The organism is Streptomyces sp. 2323.1, from assembly GCF_900221035.1.
Taxonomy (GTDB): domain Bacteria; phylum Actinomycetota; class Actinomycetes; order Streptomycetales; family Streptomycetaceae; genus Streptomyces; species Streptomyces sioyaensis.
This window is the reverse complement of record NZ_LT907981.1, coordinates 3,491,326-3,507,718: the sequence shown is the minus strand read 5'-3', so window position 1 is coordinate 3,507,718 and position 16,393 is coordinate 3,491,326. Positions and strand designations below refer to the sequence as shown.

Below are 16,393 nucleotides of genomic sequence, written 5' to 3'. Positions count from 1 at the left end.
GCGGTGAGACCTGGGCCGTGCGCCGCCGGTCAGGCCGCGCACCGCTCCTGCTCCTGCCCCCGCTCGCCGCGCTCCAGCATCCGGGCGTCGATGTCACGCATCTGCAGCTCCTGGCGCAGCCGGGCAAGCGCACGGTGCAGGGTGCTCTTCACGGTACCGGTGGACATGCCGAGCGCCGCCGCGGTCTCCTCCGTGCTCATCTGCTCCCAGTGTCGCAGCACGACGACGCTGCGCTGCTTGGGCGCCAGCACCCCGAGGATGTCCATCAGCAGGGCGCGGTCGGCGCGCTGCTCGGTGCCGTCGTCCACGCTCGCGTCCGGGAGCTGCTCGGTGGGCACCTCCTCCAGCTTGCGCGCCCGCCACCACTCGGTCCGCGTGTTGATCATGACGCGGCGGAGGTAGGCGTCGGCCAGCGACTTGTCCGCGATGCCGTCCCAGCGGCCGTAGGTGCGGACCAGTGCCGTCTGCAGGAGGTCCTGGGCGTCGACCGGGTCGGGCACCAGGCGCCGGGCGCTCCGCAGCAGTGCCTCCTGCCGCGTCCGCACGTACTCTTCGAAGTCCAGTACCTTGCCGCCGCTGGTCGCCATCTCGACGCCTCCGATCCGCTTGCGATTCCCCACGTTGACCGTGCTGGCGGTCATCTCCAGCACGAGGGAGACGCTACGGAGGGGGTGTTGCGGCGCAGTGTGCGTCGGCACCACAGCGGATGCACGGAAAACCCTCGGTTGTGTAACAGCCCGCCAGGGCTCATCCCTCGGACGGACGGCGGGTCTCCGGACGTCATACTCCGGGGGGAGAAGCGCCCTACCGAAAGGTCTATGAGGGGTGGTGGGGCGGCGATCGAGGCGTGTGACGGTCTTCTTCGCGTCGTATCGCGGAGCTTTTCGGTCATTGTGCATCGAAAGGTGAAACGGAGTCAGTGAAACGACGAGCGCGGCCACCGAAGCGGCCGCGCCCTGTGGAGTGGAGACCTGCGCGCTACGTCAGCGGCAGCCGGTAGCGGCCACCGCCGAGCGGCTCCACCAGACCGTCCGAGACCAGCCCGTCCAGTGCGCGGGCCCGCTGCACCGGCTCGTCCCACACCGCGTCCAGCACCTGCTGCGGCACCGGTGTGACCGCCTCGCGCAGCACGGCGAGCAGCTTGCCGCGCACCTGCCGGTCGGTCCCGGCGTACGTCTGGATGCGTCGCGGCGGACCGTCGTGCACCGGCGACCCGGCCTGCCGCCAGGCGCACTGCGCGGCGATCGGGCAGCGGCCGCACTCCGGCGAGCGCGCCGTGCACAGCAGCGCACCCAGCTCCATCGTGGCCGCCGCCCAGCGCGCCGCCAGCTTCTCGTCGTCGGGCAGCAGCGCCCGGGCGAGCTTGCGCTCCGCAGCGGTGGTGGCGTTCGGCGGGAACTGGCGGCCGGCCACCGCGCGGGCGAACACCCGGCGCACATTGGTGTCCAGCACCGCGTGCCGCTGCCCGTACGCGAAGGAGGCGACCGCCGCGGCGGTGTACTCGCCGACGCCGGGCAGTGCCAGCAGCTGGGCGTGCTCGCGTGGCACATCGCCGCCGTGCCGCTCCTGTATCGCGGAGGCGGCGGCGTGCAGGCGCAGGGCGCGGCGCGGATAGCCGAGGCGGCCCCAGGCGCGCACCGCTTCGCCGGGCGCCTCGGCGGCCAGGTCGGCGGGGCGCGGCCAGCGGGCCAGCCACTGCTCGTAGACCGGCAGCACTCTGCTGACCGGGGTCTGCTGGAGCATGAACTCGCTCACCATCACGCCCCAGGCGCCCGCCTCGGGGCGGCGCCAGGGCAGATCGCGGGCGTGCTCGTCGAACCAGTCGGTGACCGGGCCGTGCAGCGCGGTCCCGTCGGCGGCTCCCGCGGCCGCGTCGGCGGCGGGGGCGGTCTCGGCGGCGGCGGTCGTGGCAGTGGTGGTGACAGGCGTCGAAGTCATGGCACTGCCGATCCTGGCACGTCCGGGGGTGCCCGGGGAACGCGCCGGGCCCGCACCGCCGCGCGCCCACCCGCACGCAGGACGGCCGGGGGCGCACGGGTGGCGGTTACCGGCGGTATGCGGTAACCGGTGCTGCGCCCGGGGCGGGGGCCCGGCGCGCGCCGGCCGGCCGCGGCGGGCGAGGATGCGGTCATGGCGCAAAAGACCGGTACGGAAAACGGAAACGGTACGGGCGGGTCGCCCTGCCCGGAGACGATCCGGCGGGCACTCGCCGCGCACACGACGATGACGCTGGCGTATACGGACGAGGACGGGCCGCAGGCCTGCGCGGTGCTCTATGCGACCGGCGCGGAGAGCACCGCGGCGCCCGCCGCCGTCCCGGGGCCCGTCCTCTACTTCGTCACCGCGGCCACCACGCGGCACGGCCGGGCGCTGGCCGGGCCCGGCGCCCGGGCCGCGTTCACGGCGCAGCGGGACGGCCAGGAGTGGACCGGGCTGACCGGACTCCAGGGCCGGGGGGACTGCCGCATCCTGACCGGCGCCGACCGGGCCGCCGCCTGGCAGGTCTATCTCGCGCGCTTCCCCTTCGTCGCCGGGAGCGAGCGGCTGCGCGACGCCCTGGAGCGGACCTCGCTGTGGGAGCTGCGCCCCGACTGGCTGCGGCTGATCGACAACGGTCAGGGCTTCGGGCACAAGGAGGAGTGGTCGCGGGGGTGAGGCGGGGCGCCTGCGCCAGTCGGCCCGTACGGGAGGGAAACGCGGCCGGGTTGCCGTCTCCGGGCCGATGATGCGAAAAGTTGGTGCCGGATACGGCGGGTACTGGCCAGTGCGGCTGCCGATCTCTCGTAGAGTTTCCGCGTGGGATCACTGCGCAATCCGATCGGGCCGCTTCCCTCCTCCATCTACTGGCGGCGGAGGGCCGTTGCGCTGGCCATCGTCGTCCTGCTCGCCCTTCTGGTGGTGTGGGCCCTCAACTTGGGCGGGGGCGGCGGCAAGAGCGGCGACGAGGGCAAGGGGTCGCAGGGACAGGGACCCGCGACGTCCATCACGCCCGGCCCCTCCGGCAGCGGTCCGGCGATCGGTGAAAAGCCGGGCGGGCGCGGGGAGTCGGGCAGCGGCGGGGGCTCCGGTTCCGGGGACGGCGGCGGCTCGGCGGGTGGCGACGGCGACGCTTCCGGTGGCGGTGCCGGTTCCGGTGGCCCCGGTGGCGGGCCGATCGGCCAGGGCTCCGGCAAGAATGCCGTCGCGGCCGGTTCCTCCCTCCCCAACTGCGTCTCCGATAAGGCCGAGTTGGTCCTGCACAGCGTCAAGAGCTCCTACGCGCCGGGCGCGAAGCCGACCTTCGAGCTGACGGTCAAGAACGCCGCCGGTGCGGCCTGCAAGGTGGATCTCGGGCAGAAGGCCGCGGTGCTCACGATCACCGACAGCGCGGGCGACGACCGGGTCTGGGCCTCGAACGACTGCCCGTCGGGCACCGCCCCCGCGCTGCTGGAGGTGCCGGCCAAGGGTGAAGTGCAGCGCACCGTTGTCTGGGACCGCCGGGCCAGCGGTCCGCAGTGCGCGACGCCGAGTTCGGCCCTGGTGCCCGCCGGCAAGTACCGGATCCAGGCCGACGTCCCGGGGCTGGAGACGGCCCATACGACCTTCGTGCTGGCCAAGAGCTGAGAGCCCCGGACGGGACGGTGTGACGGGCGGGCTTCCGGAATGATCCGGAGGCCCGCTCTCCGTTTGTTTCGCCCGTGGTGATTCCGCCGAGAGCGTGCGCCGCTGGCCCCGGCCATCGCCGTCCGGCACAGTCGCCGTCATGAAGCTACTGATGCTGGGCGGTACGGAGTTCGTCGGCCGGGCGGTCACCGAGGCGGCGCTGGCGCGGGGTTGGCAGGTGACGGTCTTCCACCGCGGGAACCACGCCCCGCCCGAGGGCGTGACGGCCCTGCACGGCGACCGCGCGGACCCGGCCGGGCTCGCGGCCCTGGAGCAGGGCGCATGGGACGCCGTCGTCGACACCTGGAGCGGTGCCCCGGCGGCGGTACGGGACGCGGCGCGGCTGCTCGCCGGGCGGGCCGGGCGCTACGCCTACGTCTCCAGCCGCTCGGTGTACGCATATCCGGCCCCGTACGGGCTAGACGAGGACGGGCCGCTGGTCGCCGGATCCGCCGAGGCCACGACGGCCGAGGATTATGCGGCGGCCAAGCGGGGCGGCGAACTGGCCGCGACCGAGGCGTTCGGGGACCGGGCGCTGCTGGTCCGCGCGGGGCTGATCCTCGGGCCGTACGAGAACATCGGGCGGCTGCCGTGGTGGCTGGGCCGGATCGCCCGCGGCGGCCCGGTCCTCGCGCCGGGGCCGCGGGAGTTGGCGCTGCAGTACATCGACGTCCGCGATCTCGCCGAGTGGACCCTCGGCGCCCTGGAGTCCGGGCTCGGCGGGGCGTACAACCTGCTGAGCGCGCCCGGGCACGCCACCATGGGCGAGCTGCTGGAGAGCTGTGTGCAGGTCACCGGCGCGGACGCGGAGCTGCGCTGGGCCGCCCCGGAGGACATCCTCGCCGCCGGTATCGAGCCCTGGACCGAACTGCCGGCCTGGCTGCCGCCCGGTGAAACGCGGGACGCGTTCTTCGGCGCCGAGGTGTCCCGGGCCCTGGCGACCGGGCTGCGCTGCCGCCCCGTCGGCGAAACGGTCGCCGACACCTGGGCCTGGCTGCAATCGATCGGCGGCACGGCACCTCAGCGCCCGGACCGGCCGGCGGTCGGCCTGGCCCCGGAGAAGGAGGCGGGGGTGCTGGGGTAGCGGGGCAAGGCCGGAGCCCCTGCCGTCATGCCGGTGGCTCAGGCCCTAGACGTACCGCTCCAGGATCGACGACTCCGCCAGCCGCGACAGGCCCTCGCGGACCGAGCGGGCGCGGGCCTCGCCGACGCCGTCCACCGTCTGGAGGTCGTCGACGCTGGCCGCGAGCAGCTTCTGCAGACCGCCGAAGTGGTCGACGAGGCGCTCGATGACCGTGCCGGGCAGCCGGGGGACCTTCGCCAGCAGGCGGAAGCCGCGCGGCGAGACCGCGGAGTCCAGCGTCTCGGGCGAGCCGCTGTAGCCCAGCGCGCGGGCCACGATGGGGAGTTCGAGCAGCTCGGTGTGGCTGAGGGCGTCCAGCTCGGCGAGCGCCTCGGTGACCGTGCGGGAGCGCTTGGCGGTCGGCTCGGGGACGTAGTCGCGCACGACCAGCTCCCGCTCCGGCTCCACTCCGGCGATCAACTCCTCCAGCTGGAGGGCGAGCAGCCGGCCGTCCGTGCCGAGCTCGACGACGTACTCGGCGATCTCGGTGGCGATCCGGCGGACCATCTCCAGGCGCTGGGCGACCGCGGAGACATCGCGGACCGTGACCAAGTCCTCGATCTCCAGGGCGGAGAGGGTGCCGGCGACCTCGTCCAGCCGGAGCTTGTAGCGTTCCAGGGTCGCCAGCGCCTGGTTGGCGCGGGAGAGGATCGCGGCGGACTCCTCCAGCACGCGGCGTTCGCCGTCGACATAGAGGGCGATCAGCCGCATGGACTGGCTGACCGAGACGACCGGGAAGCCGGCCTGGATCGAGACCCGCTGGGCGGTGCGGTGGCGGGTGCCGGTCTCCTCCGTCGGGATGGAGGCGTCCGGGACCAGCTGCACACCGGCCCGCAGAATTTTGGTGATGTCCTTGTCGAGGACCAGCGCACCGTCGAGCTTGCACAGCTCGCGCAGCCGCGTGGCGGTGAACTCGACATCCAGTACAAATCCGCCCGTACACATGGATTCGACGGTCTTGTCGAAGCCCAGCACGATCAGTCCGCCCGTATTGCCGCGGAGGATGCGCTCCAGGCCGTCACGCAGGGCCCTGCCGGGCGCGACGGCGCTCAGCGAGGCGCGCATCAGGGCCTCGGTGCCGGAACTGCCACCGGCCCTGCCGGGAGTCGATGCCCGGTCGTTGGCTGCCACTGCACTCCTCCGTCGCAAGGTCTGTCGGTCCGCAGGCCGCCCGGCCCATGCTGTGGTTGACGTACCAGCGGAGCGTACGCGGCCGACAGGCAATTCTGCGGTGACGGGCGAGACCAGGGCAAAGTCTACCGGCGTGCGCCCTCTTCCTGTGGGGCCTCCCGGCGGACCCGCTTGGGCAGCACGCTGAGCGCCTCTCCGACGTCGGCGACCTCCAGCACCCGCATGCCGTCGGGGATCTTGCCGGGGTCGCTGGGGACCAGGGCGTGGGTGAAGCCGAGCCGGGCCGCCTCCGACAGCCGGCGCTGGACGCCGGTGACCCTTCTGACCTCGCCCGCGAGCCCGACCTCGCCAATGGCGACGAGGTTCTTCGGCAGTGGGGTGTCACTGGCGGCGCTGGCCAGGGCGAGGGCCACGGCGAGGTCCGCGGCGGGCTCGGTCAGCTTCACCCCGCCGACCGTCGCGCTGTAGATGTCGCGCTTGCCCAGGGCGCTGATCCGGCCGCGCTGCTCCAGGACGGCGAGCATCATCGAGACCCGGGAGGTCTCCAGGCCGGAGGTCGTGCGCCGGGGGGAGGGGATCTGGGAGTCGACGGTCAGCGCCTGGACCTCGGCGACCAGCGGGCGGCGGCCCTCCAGGGTCACCGTCAGGCAGGTGCCGGGCACCGGCTCGGCACGGCGGGTCAGGAACAGGCCCGAGGGGTCGGCGAGGCCGGTGATCCCTTCGTCGTGCAGCTCGAAGCAGCCGACCTCGTCGGTGGTGCCGTAGCGGTTCTTGACGCCGCGGACCAGGCGCAGCCGGGCATGCCGGTCGCCCTCGAAGTGCAGGACGACATCGACGAGATGCTCCAGCAGGCGGGGGCCGGCGATGGCGCCGTCCTTGGTGACATGGCCCACCAGGAGGGTCGACATGCCGCGTTCCTTGGAGGCGCGGATCAGGGCGCCGGCCACCTCACGGACCTGGGCCATGCCGCCGGGCGCCCCCTCGATCTCGGGCGAGGCGACGGTCTGCACCGAGTCCAGGACCAGCAGCGACGGCTTGACCGTGTCCAGATGGCCGAGCACCGCCGACAGATCGGTTTCGGCCGCCAGATACAGATGGTCGTCGAGGGCACCGATGCGGTCGGCCCGCAGCCGCACCTGGCTCGCGGACTCCTCACCCGTGACATACAGCGTGCGGTGCGCGTCGGAGGCGGCCTTGGCGGCGACGTCCAGCAGGAGGGTGGACTTGCCGACGCCGGGCTCGCCGGCCAGCAGCACCACGGCGCCCGGGACCAGCCCGCCGCCCAGGACGCGGTCCAGCTCGTCCACGCCTGTGGAGCGGGCGGTGGCCTGCCGGCCGTCGACCTCGCCGATGGGCACGGCGGCCGTGGTGACCCGGCCGGGCGCGGTCGTGCGCACCGCCGGGGCGCCGCCGAACTCCTCGACCGTGCCCCATGCCTGGCACTCGGGGCAGCGGCCGAGCCACTTCGCGGTGGTCCAGCCGCATTCGGTGCAGCGGTAGGAGGGACGCTCCTTGCCCGACGATTTACGCGTTGCCATGGGGTCACCGTAACGGCGGGGTCCGACAACGCGTTCCCCGAGCGGGCGCGGAGCCGGGCTCCCGTAGCCGCCGGTGGCACCGGAGAGTGGTGTCCGCGGAGTGCGCCAGCCGCGGAATGGCTGATTCGTGTCCTCTTTTGAGGGATCTGGTCACCCGTAAGGGTTAAAAGTGGCCAACGCGAGCAAGCCGGGCTGCATCATCCGCCTACCGTCGCCGGGGTGATGAGCAGGCCCGAGCACCCCACGCACTCCACCGGCGCACACCGGTCGCGCGGCGACGCGCAGCGCCGGAGCCGGCCGCAGCCCTCCCAGCGGCCCGACCCGGACACCCCGGACACCCCGCGCCCCCCGGACCCCCGTGACGGCTACGAGCCCTTCCTGGACGGGCTGTTCACCTACTGCCTCTCCGTGCTGTGCGCACACGACGCGGCGACCGCGGTGCTCGGCGAGGTGCTCGCGCTCGCCGACCGGCACCACAACCGGCGCCCCGCCGACCCGGCACTGCACCGCTGCTGGCTCTACGCACTTGCCCGCTGGGCCTGTCTGCGCCGGCTCGCCGAACGGACCGGGCCGGGCGGCCGGAAACCGGACACCCAGCGGCGCGGTCCCGCGGCGCCGGACGCCGAAGCCGCCCGCGACGCCGAGCACCGGCAGCGTGAACTCGCCGCGCTGGCCTGGCCGGAGGCCGCCGGCACCACCCCCGAGCAGCGGGAGGCGCTGGAGCTCTCGGTGCGCCATCAGCTCTCGGCCGACGAGGTCGCCGCGGTGCTCGGGGCCGATCCGGTCACCACCCGTACGCTGCTGGCCACCGCGTCCTGCGAGGTCGAACGGACCCGCGCGGCGCTGGCAGTTGTGGAGTCCGGCCGCTGCCGCGAGGTCGCGCAGCTGGCCGGCGACACCCAGGTGCTGCTGGGCCCGGCGCTCAGCCGGGAGCTGGTGCGCCATGTCGACCACTGCACGGTGTGCCGGCGCACCGCCGAGCGGGCCACCGCCCCCGGGGCGTGGCCCGGTACCGCGCCGGTGGCGCAGGGCACGCTGCCGCTGGTCCCCGCGCCCCGGGAGGCCGTCTCCGGTGCGCTGGCGGCGGCCCGGCACGCCAAGTCGGGCCGGGCGAAGGGAAAGGGCGGTGCGGGACGCGGCGGCCGGGCGGGTGGGGCAAACGGTTCTCCTCGCTATGACCGCAGCGGATTCCCCGTCGGCCCGCCGCCGGACCGGGTGGCCCGCCGGCGCCGGCTGCGCAGCCGGGCGCTGACCACCACCGTGGTCGCCACGGTCGTCGCGGCGCCGGTGCTGGCCCTGTGGGCGGCGTACCACGGCACGCCGGCCACCGACGAGGCCGCGGACGACTCACCCGCCGTGACGGCCAGCGAAACCCACACCGGAGAGCGGATGGGCGGCCGCCCGTACGAGAACGCCGGCAACGCCCGGACGACGCCCGGGCCCGGCTTCACCACCGGCGACGGGGCGCACGATGTGTCCGTCGAGGTGATCAGCGCGAACGGCACCCCGGAACGGACGGGCGGGCCGGACGGCCGGCCGGAGTCGGCGGGCCGGCTGGCGGTCGCCGCGCAGCCGAGCGGCCGGACCACGGTGATCACGCTCAGCGCCGCGGGCGCCCACCCCGTGCGCTGGCACGCCGCGGCGGGCGCGGCCTGGCTCCAGATGAGTCATACGGCGGGCACGCTGCGGCCGGGGCAGTCCACCACGATCACGGTCTACATCGACCACGACCGGGAGCCCGCGGGCCACTGGCGGGCCCGGATCGCCATCGAGCCCGGCGGCACCGCCGTCACGATGAAGGGCTACGGCACGACCGGCCCCGCGCCCGGGCCGCAGCGTCCGACGCCCGCGCACCCCAGGCCGCGGCCCACGCCGCCGGCCCCGACGCCGACACCCACGCAGACCCCGCCGGCTCCGACGTCCACACCCCCGCCCGGGACGCCGACACCCTCGCCGACCAAGCCCGCACCGGGCTCCACGCCGTCGAACACCACCCACCCCGCCCGCTGAGCGCACCCGGGGACCCGCCGCCTCCCGCGGCGGCCCCGGGGCGCGCTCACTTCTGCCGCTGCGGCTTCGGGTCCGCCGGATGCGGCGCCATCGGCAGCGTCGCCGCCAGCCGCTCCTCGCACAGCTCGACGAGCTTGGCGTAGCCCTCCTTGCCCATCAGCTCGGTCAGCTCCGGCCGGTAGGAGACGTACACCGGGTCGCCCGCGCCGTGCGCCGAGGTCGCCGAGGTGCACCACCAGTGCAGGTCGTGGCCGCCGGGGCCCCAGCCGCGCCGGTCGTACTCCCCGATCGTCACCTGGAGGACCCGGGTGTCGTCGGGCCGGTCGATCCAGTCGTAGGTACGCCGGACCGGCAGCTGCCAGCAGACGTCCGGCTTGGTCTCCAGGGGCTCGCGGCCCTCGCGCAGCGCGAGGATGTGCAGCGAGCAGCCCGCGCCGGCCGGGAAGCCGGGGCGGTTCTGGAAGATGCAGGAGCCCTGCCAGCGGCGGGTCTGCCGGTCGCCGTCCTCGTCCTCCTCGACCCAGCCGGACGTGGTGCCCACGTCGTGGTGCTGCCACAGGTCGGGCGTGAGTCGTGCCACATGCTGCGCGACCCGCTCCTCGTCCTCCTCGTCCGAGAAGTGCGCCCCGAGCGTGCAGCAACCGTCGTCCGCCCGGCCGGCCTGGATGCCCTGGCAGCCGCTGCCGAAGATGCAGGTCCAGCGGGAGGTCAGCCAGGTCAGGTCGCAGCGGAAGATTTGCTCGTCGTCGGCCGGGTCGGGGAAGGTGACCCAGGCGCGGGCGAAGTCGAGGCCGACCTCGTCGGCCCCGGCCCCGCCCGGGGTCCGCGCCTCCTCGGCCGCCTGAGCGCGCCGCTTTTCTTCCTTCTTCAGCGCTTTTTCGTGCTTCGCCTTTTTCGTCTTAGCCACGAGTCCAGCGTAAGGCGAGCGGCGACGGGCACCGCGCCGACAGCACTGCGCACCGGGCGCAGTAGGTTTCCCCGTATGAGACTCGGTGTCCTCGACGTGGGTTCGAATACGGTCCATCTGCTGGTGGTGGACGCACACCCGGGCGCACGCCCGCTGCCCGCCTATTCGCACAAGGCGGAGCTGCGCCTTGCCGAACTCCTCGACGAGCGCGGCGCGATAAGCGATGCCGGGGTGGAGCGGCTGGTGGCCACCGTGCTGGAGGCGCTCCAGGTGGCCGAGGACAAGGGCGTCGAGAGCGTGCTGCCGTTCGCCACCTCCGCGGTCCGCGAGGCCACCAACGGCGACGAGGTGCTGCGCCGGGTCGCCGCGGAGACCGCGGTCGAGCTCCAGGTCCTCGCCGGCGAGGACGAGGCGCGGCTCACCTTCCTCGCCGCCCGCCGCTGGCTGGGCTGGTCCGCGGGCCGGCTGCTGGTGCTGGACATCGGCGGCGGCTCGCTGGAGATCGCCTACGGCCTCGACGAGGACCCGGACGTGGCGGTGTCGCTGCCGCTGGGCGCCGGCCGGCTGACCGCGGGTGATCTGCCCGGTGACCCGCCGGAGGCCGAGGACGTCCGGACGCTGCGCCGCCGGGTGCGCGCCGAGATCGCCAAGGTGGTGAGCGAATTCACCCGCTACGGCACTCCCGACCGCGTCGTCGGCACGTCCAAGACCTTCCGGCAGCTGGCCCGGATCGCGGGCGCCGCCCGCTCCGCCGAGGGGCTGTACGTCCAGCGGGAGCTCACCCGCAAGAAGCTGGAGGAGTGGGTGCCGCGGCTGGCCGGGATGTCCGCGCAGGAGCGGGTCACGCTGCCCGGCGTGTCCGAGGGCCGCTCGCGGCAGCTGCTGGCCGGGGCGCTGGTGGCCGAGGCGGCGATGGATCTGTTCGGGGTCGAGACGCTGGAGATCTGCCCGTGGGCGCTGCGCGAGGGCGTCATTCTGCGGCGGCTGGACCACCTGCCGTAGCCCGGCGCCGGGCCACGGACGTCCGGACCTCCTGCCCCGCGCGCAGCCCCGGCCCGTACGCTGTCCTTCGTGACAGAGCCAGTGGTGCGCATCCCGGATGCGAAGGTCGCGCTGTCCACGGCCTCGGTGTATCCGGAGTCGACGGCGACGGCCTTCGAGATCGCCGCGCGTCTCGGCTACGACGGCGTCGAGGTCATGGTGTGGACCGACCCGGTCAGCCAGGACATCGACGCGCTGCGCCGGCTCTCCGACTACCACGGCGTCCCGGTGCTGGCCGTGCACGCGCCGTGTCTGCTGATCACCCAGCGGGTCTGGTCCACCGACCCGTGGGTCAAGCTCCAGCGCGCCCGCAGCGCCGCGGAGCGGCTGGGCGCCTCGACGGTGGTCGTCCATCCGCCGTTCCGTTGGCAGCGCAACTATGCGCGGGAATTCGTCCGCGGGGTGTGGCGGATGGCGCACGAGACGGACGTGAAGTTCGCCGTCGAGAACATGTACCCGTGGCGCTACCGGGACCGCGAGATGCTGGCGTACGCCCCGGACTGGGACCCCACCAACGACGACTACCGGCACTTCACGGTCGACCTCTCGCACACCGCCACCGCCCGCAACGACGCGGTGGAGATGGTGCAGCGGATGGGCGACCGGCTGGCGCATGTGCATCTCGCCGACGGCAACGGCTCCGCCAAGGACGAGCATCTGGTGCCGGGCCGCGGCAGCCAGCCCTGCGCCCAGGTGCTGGAGCGGCTGGCCGCCACCGGCTTCGACGGCCATGTGGTCGTCGAGGTCAACACCCGCCGGGCGATGTCCGCCGCCGAGCGCGAGGCGGACCTGGCCGAGGCGCTGGCCTTCACCCGCCTCCACCTCGCCTCGCCGACCTGGGTCCCGGGCTCGTGAGCGGCAGCGCGAACGGGCCGGACGACGCGTCCTCGGCGCCCGGTACGCCGCCGCCGGCCCGCCGCCGGGGCCGTCCCGCCCGGGCCGCCGCCCAGGCCGGTCCCGGCGCCCGCGAGCGGATCCTGGCCGCGGCCCGTACGGAGTTCGCCGAGCGCGGCTACGACAAGACCTCGATGCGCCGGATCGCCAAGGCGGCCGAGGTCGACTCGGCGCTGGTGCACCACTACTTCGGTACCAAGGAGCAGGTCTTCGCGGCCGCCATCGAGCTGACCTTCGCCCCCGCGCTGACCATGCCCGACGCCCTCGCGGGCGGCGGCGCGGACGTGGGCGAGCGGATGGCCCGCTTCATGTTCGGCATCTGGGAGAACCCGGTCAGCCGGCAGCCGCTGCTGGCGATCATGCGCTCCGCGCTGACCAACGACACCGCGGCGGCCGTGCTGCGCGGCCTGATCGAGCGCCGGATGCTCCAGCGGGTGGCCGGCGAACTGGACGTCCCCGACCCGGAGTTCCGGGCCCAGCTGGCCGCCTCCCACCTCATCGGGATCGCGATGCTGCGCTATGTGATCAAGATGGACCCGGTCGCCTCCGCGGACACGGAGGAGATCATCGCCATGGTCGCCCCCGCTCTCCAGCGCTATCTGACGCAGCCCTGACAAGCGCTGCGGGACCCGCTACGGGCACCCTCGACACGCCCCTGACCTGCACAAACGCCCCCATGCTCCGCTGTCCGCAGTCCGGGCAGCCGTCTCACATACCGGAGAGGCTGTCCAGATCTTGGATCAGAGGCGTAATCTCGTCCTCAGCTGTTCTATGACGCCACCGCTGCGGGTGCAGGTCTGCACACCGCCGACGGCGGTCGTACGTACCCATCCGAGGGAGTGACCATCGTGCCCGATCTGAGGTCCCGCACCGTTACCCATGGCCGCAACATGGCCGGCGCCCGAGCCCTTATGCAGGCCTCCGGGGTAGCGCGCGAGGACTTCGGCAAGCCGATCATCGCGGTCGCCAACAGCTTCACCGAGTTCGTGCCGGGGCACACCCACCTCCAGCCGGTCGGCCGGATCGTCTCCGAGGCGATCCACGCGGCGGGCGGCATCGCGCGCGAGTTCAACACCATCGCGGTCGACGACGGCATCGCCATGGGCCACGGCGGCATGCTCTACAGCCTGCCCTCCCGCGACCTGATCGCCGACTCCGTCGAGTACATGGTCGAGGCGCACTGCGCGGACGCGCTGATCTGCATCTCCAACTGCGACAAGATCACCCCGGGCATGCTGATGGCCGCCATGCGGCTCAACATCCCGACCGTCTTCGTCTCCGGCGGCCCGATGGAGTCCGGCAAGACGACGCTGGTCGACGGCACCGTCCGCACCCTCGACCTGGTCGACGCGATCTCGGACGCGGTCAACGACAAGATCTCGGACGAGGACATCCTCCGCATCGAGGAGAACGCCTGCCCGACCTGCGGCTCGTGTTCCGGCATGTTCACCGCCAACTCGATGAACTGCCTGACCGAGGCGATCGGCCTCTCGCTGCCCGGCAACGGCTCCGTCCTCGCCACGCACACCGCCCGCAAGGCGCTGTACGAGAACGCCGGCCGGACCGTCGTCGAGATCACCAAGCGCCACTACGACCAGGACGACCACACCGTCCTGCCGCGCAACATCGGCACCCGCGCCGCCTTCGAGAACGCCATGGCCCTGGACATCGCCATGGGCGGCTCGACGAACACGATCCTGCATCTGCTCGCCGCGGCCCAGGAGGCCGGACTCAGCTTCGACCTGGAGGACATCAACGCGGTCTCGCGCCGGGTGCCCTGCCTGGCGAAGGTCGCGCCGAACGTCGCGCCGGGCGGCACGTACTACATGGAGGACGTGCACCGGGCCGGCGGCATCCCCGCCATCCTCGGCGAGCTCTACCGCGCCGGGATGCTCAACGAGGACGTGCACACCGTGCACAGCTCGTCGATCGACGAGTGGCTCAAGACCTGGGACGTGCGCGGCGGTTCCCCGTCCGACGAGGCCGTCGAGCTGTGGCACGCGGCCCCCGGCTGCAAGCGCTCGGCGACCGCCTTCTCCCAGTCCGAGCGCTGGGACAGCCTCGATGTGGACGCCGAGGGCGGCTGCATCCGCGACCTGGCGCACGCCTACTCCGTCGACGGCGGCCTGGCGGTCCTCAAGGGCAATCTGGCCGAGGACGGCTGCGTCGTGAAGACCGCCGGCGTCGACGAGTCCATCTGGACCTTCGAGGGCCCGGCCGTGGTCTGCGAGTCGCAGGAGGAGGCCGTCGACAAGATCCTCAAGAAGCAGGTCAAGGAGGGCGACGTCGTCGTCATCCGCTACGAGGGCCCCAAGGGCGGCCCCGGCATGCAGGAGATGCTCTACCCGACGTCCTTCCTCAAGGGCCGCGGCCTGGGCAAGGCCTGCGCCCTGGTCACCGACGGCCGCTTCTCCGGCGGCACGTCCGGCCTGTCCATCGGCCACGCCTCCCCCGAGGCGGCGTCCGGCGGCACCATCGCCCTCGTCGAGGACGGCGACCGCATCCGCATCGACATCCCGAACCGCTCGATCGAACTCCTCGTCAGCGAGGACGAGCTGACCACCCGCCGCGCAGCCCTCGGCGGCGTCTACGCCCCCAAGCACCGCGAACGCAAGGTATCCCAGGCCCTGCGCGCCTACGCAGCCATGGCCACCAGCGCGGACAAGGGCGCGGTGCGGGATGTGAGCAAGTTGGGCTGAGGCCCGGCAGGCAGTAGCAGTAGTGGAAGGTCCCCGTCGGGTGACGGGGACCTTTTGCTGTGTGCCCGCTTGTGTGCCCGCCGTGCGATCAGCGTGTGGCCTGTGGCGGATCCGCCACTGGACTGGGAGGTCCTGAAATGACGAGTAAGTTCACCGAGCTGGCGATCGGGATCGTCGCCTGCGCTCGGCGTGCGGCGTCGTCTCACCGCAGGACAGCCCCCACCCGTCAGCTAATCCCCCCGAGCTCTGGCGCTGCGTAGCATCCGGGCGGCTTGCCGGGTGATACTGGGGGCATGGCCGTGCAGTCTCCTTCGTTTCCGGTGCCGAACGCGTACGAGGTGTTGTGCGCGCAGTACGCACAGCGGCTGCCTGAGCGGTTGGAGGACCTGACCGGTCCCGCCCGCGGCACGGTCGACCTGCCGCTGCACGTGGTGTGGTCGGGCCGCCGCTCCTACGGCCTGGAGCAGCCGCGCTCGCGGATGAGCCTGTACCGCACCGTCCTGGCCGAAGGGCAGCGCCAGGACCTGATCGACTTCCTGAACCGGGATCTGCTCCTCGCGCAGTGGCCTGTGCTGCGCACACTGATCAGCCGCCCGATCAGAGACGTGTGGGAAGCCGCTTTCCCCGAGCTCGCCACCGCGAGGGCCGCGACGGTCGCGTGAACCTGACAGATCTGCACCGCCGGCTCCTGGCCGACGTCCTCGATATCGGTACCCCCTACCCGCTGGTGATCACCGGCGGGTACGCCGTACAGGCCCACGGCCTGGTCGACCGACTCTCCCAGGACCTGGACGTGGCCACCGAAAACCCGGCACCCATGGACGAGATCGTCCGCACGGTCGGCGACGGCCTGGCCGAGCGTGGCTGGGGCGTGCGGCACATCGAGTCCAGCCCGCTGTCGGGGCGACTCATCGCCACCGACCCCGCCACGGGCGAGGAGTGCGAGATCGACGTCCTGAAAGAGGCGTTCTGGGCGCCGCCCACGGTCACCGAGTACGGTCCGGTCCTCTCCCTGGACGACGTGATCGGCACCAAGGTCCGCGCGCTCGCGGACCGCGGCGCGGTCCGCGACCTCGTCGACGTCCACGCCGCCACTCGGCATCGCTCCACCGCCGACCTCGAAAACCTCGGCCGCCGCCACGCCCGCTTCGAGTTCAGCCTCCACGACCTGCGCGACCGCCTCGCCGGCGCCGAGTGGTGGGATGACCAGGACTTCGCCAACTACGGCCTGAGCCCTGAACAGGTAGCCGGCCTGCGCGCTTGGGCCCTGGCCTGGGCCGGTGACCTCGATACCCGGCTCTACGCCGGGGAGGACACGGACGAGACCTGACCTCCCCGCGCAATGGGTTGCTCTGCCGCCCTGCCGCCGCGATGACAGGGGTACGGTGCTCGGCCCCCGTCGCGGGCG

The 16,393-nt window shown here is 73.1% G+C and carries 15 protein-coding genes; 10 read left to right on the top strand and 5 right to left on the bottom strand.

Annotation, left to right across the window (positions count from 1 at the left end; all coding sequences use genetic code 11):
* Window positions 1-29: 29 nt before the first annotated feature.
* Together CPH93_RS14645 and CPH93_RS14640 are read right to left on the bottom strand one after the other, a co-directional pair.
* Window positions 30-641, bottom strand: a complete 612-nt coding sequence (locus CPH93_RS14645; RefSeq protein WP_371126808.1) for a SigE family RNA polymerase sigma factor — start codon at window positions 639-641, stop codon at window positions 30-32.
* A 337-nt stretch (window positions 642-978) separates the two neighbouring features.
* On the bottom strand, window positions 979-1,938 hold the full coding sequence (locus tag CPH93_RS14640; RefSeq protein WP_093484489.1) for an A/G-specific adenine glycosylase: 960 nt from the start codon (window positions 1,936-1,938) through the stop codon (window positions 979-981).
* 192 nt (window positions 1,939-2,130) lie between these two features.
* Here CPH93_RS14640 and CPH93_RS14635 point away from each other — a divergent pair, with 192 nt between their 5' ends.
* The 3 genes from CPH93_RS14635 to CPH93_RS14625 all read left to right on the top strand — a co-directional run bounded on the left by CPH93_RS14635 (window position 2,131) and on the right by CPH93_RS14625 (window position 4,726).
* Entirely contained in the window at window positions 2,131-2,655 is a 525-nt protein-coding gene (locus tag CPH93_RS14635; RefSeq protein ID WP_096213110.1) for a pyridoxamine 5'-phosphate oxidase family protein, read from the top strand.
* 141 nt (window positions 2,656-2,796) lie between these two features.
* Entirely contained in the window at window positions 2,797-3,603 is an 807-nt protein-coding gene (locus tag CPH93_RS35765; RefSeq protein WP_096213109.1) for a hypothetical protein, read from the top strand.
* A gap of 139 nt (window positions 3,604-3,742) precedes the next feature.
* Window positions 3,743-4,726 (top strand): NAD-dependent epimerase/dehydratase family protein, encoded by a 984-nt coding sequence (locus CPH93_RS14625; protein WP_096213108.1) that lies wholly within the window; start codon window positions 3,743-3,745, stop codon window positions 4,724-4,726.
* A gap of 45 nt (window positions 4,727-4,771) precedes the next feature.
* On the opposite strand, the gene disA is transcribed toward CPH93_RS14625, so the two are convergent.
* Together disA and radA are read right to left on the bottom strand one after the other, a co-directional pair.
* Window positions 4,772-5,896, bottom strand: a complete 1,125-nt coding sequence (gene disA / locus CPH93_RS14620) for a DNA integrity scanning diadenylate cyclase DisA (RefSeq protein ID WP_093484493.1) — start codon at window positions 5,894-5,896, stop codon at window positions 4,772-4,774.
* Between the two features lie 125 nt (window positions 5,897-6,021).
* The gene (radA, locus tag CPH93_RS14615) at window positions 6,022-7,434 is read right to left on the bottom strand and encodes a DNA repair protein RadA (RefSeq protein ID WP_006604001.1); all 1,413 of its coding nucleotides are present in this window, start codon (window positions 7,432-7,434) and stop codon (window positions 6,022-6,024) included.
* 222 nt (window positions 7,435-7,656) lie between these two features.
* On the opposite strand from radA, the gene CPH93_RS14610 reads away from it, so the two are divergent.
* Window positions 7,657-9,444, top strand: a complete 1,788-nt coding sequence (locus CPH93_RS14610; protein WP_331716990.1) for a BACON domain-containing protein — start codon at window positions 7,657-7,659, stop codon at window positions 9,442-9,444.
* Between the two features lie 46 nt (window positions 9,445-9,490).
* Here the strand turns inward: CPH93_RS14610 and CPH93_RS14605 are convergent, their stop codons facing one another.
* A complete protein-coding gene (locus CPH93_RS14605) occupies window positions 9,491-10,351 on the bottom strand; it encodes a hypothetical protein (protein WP_093484495.1) in 861 nt (286 codons plus the stop codon).
* Window positions 10,352-10,426: 75 nt separating this feature from the next.
* Here CPH93_RS14605 and CPH93_RS14600 point away from each other — a divergent pair, with 75 nt between their 5' ends.
* The 6 genes from CPH93_RS14600 to CPH93_RS14575 all read left to right on the top strand — a co-directional run bounded on the left by CPH93_RS14600 (window position 10,427) and on the right by CPH93_RS14575 (window position 16,315).
* Window positions 10,427-11,353: a Ppx/GppA phosphatase family protein gene (locus CPH93_RS14600; RefSeq protein WP_093484496.1), complete on the top strand. Its 927-nt coding sequence runs from the start codon at window positions 10,427-10,429 to the stop codon at window positions 11,351-11,353.
* Between the two features lie 81 nt (window positions 11,354-11,434).
* Window positions 11,435-12,247: a sugar phosphate isomerase/epimerase family protein gene (locus CPH93_RS14595; protein WP_096213106.1), complete on the top strand. Its 813-nt coding sequence runs from the start codon at window positions 11,435-11,437 to the stop codon at window positions 12,245-12,247.
* The gene (locus CPH93_RS14590; protein ID WP_093484498.1) at window positions 12,244-12,900 is read left to right on the top strand and encodes a TetR/AcrR family transcriptional regulator; all 657 of its coding nucleotides are present in this window, start codon (window positions 12,244-12,246) and stop codon (window positions 12,898-12,900) included. Before CPH93_RS14595 ends, CPH93_RS14590 begins: the two co-directional genes overlap by 4 nt.
* A gap of 234 nt (window positions 12,901-13,134) precedes the next feature.
* Window positions 13,135-14,985: a dihydroxy-acid dehydratase gene (gene ilvD, locus CPH93_RS14585; RefSeq protein ID WP_093484499.1), complete on the top strand. Its 1,851-nt coding sequence runs from the start codon at window positions 13,135-13,137 to the stop codon at window positions 14,983-14,985.
* 293 nt (window positions 14,986-15,278) lie between these two features.
* Window positions 15,279-15,647: a hypothetical protein gene (locus tag CPH93_RS14580; protein WP_093484500.1), complete on the top strand. Its 369-nt coding sequence runs from the start codon at window positions 15,279-15,281 to the stop codon at window positions 15,645-15,647.
* Window positions 15,644-16,315: a nucleotidyl transferase AbiEii/AbiGii toxin family protein gene (locus CPH93_RS14575; protein ID WP_096213105.1), complete on the top strand. Its 672-nt coding sequence runs from the start codon at window positions 15,644-15,646 to the stop codon at window positions 16,313-16,315. Before CPH93_RS14580 ends, CPH93_RS14575 begins: the two co-directional genes overlap by 4 nt.
* Window positions 16,316-16,393: the final 78 nt, after the last annotated feature.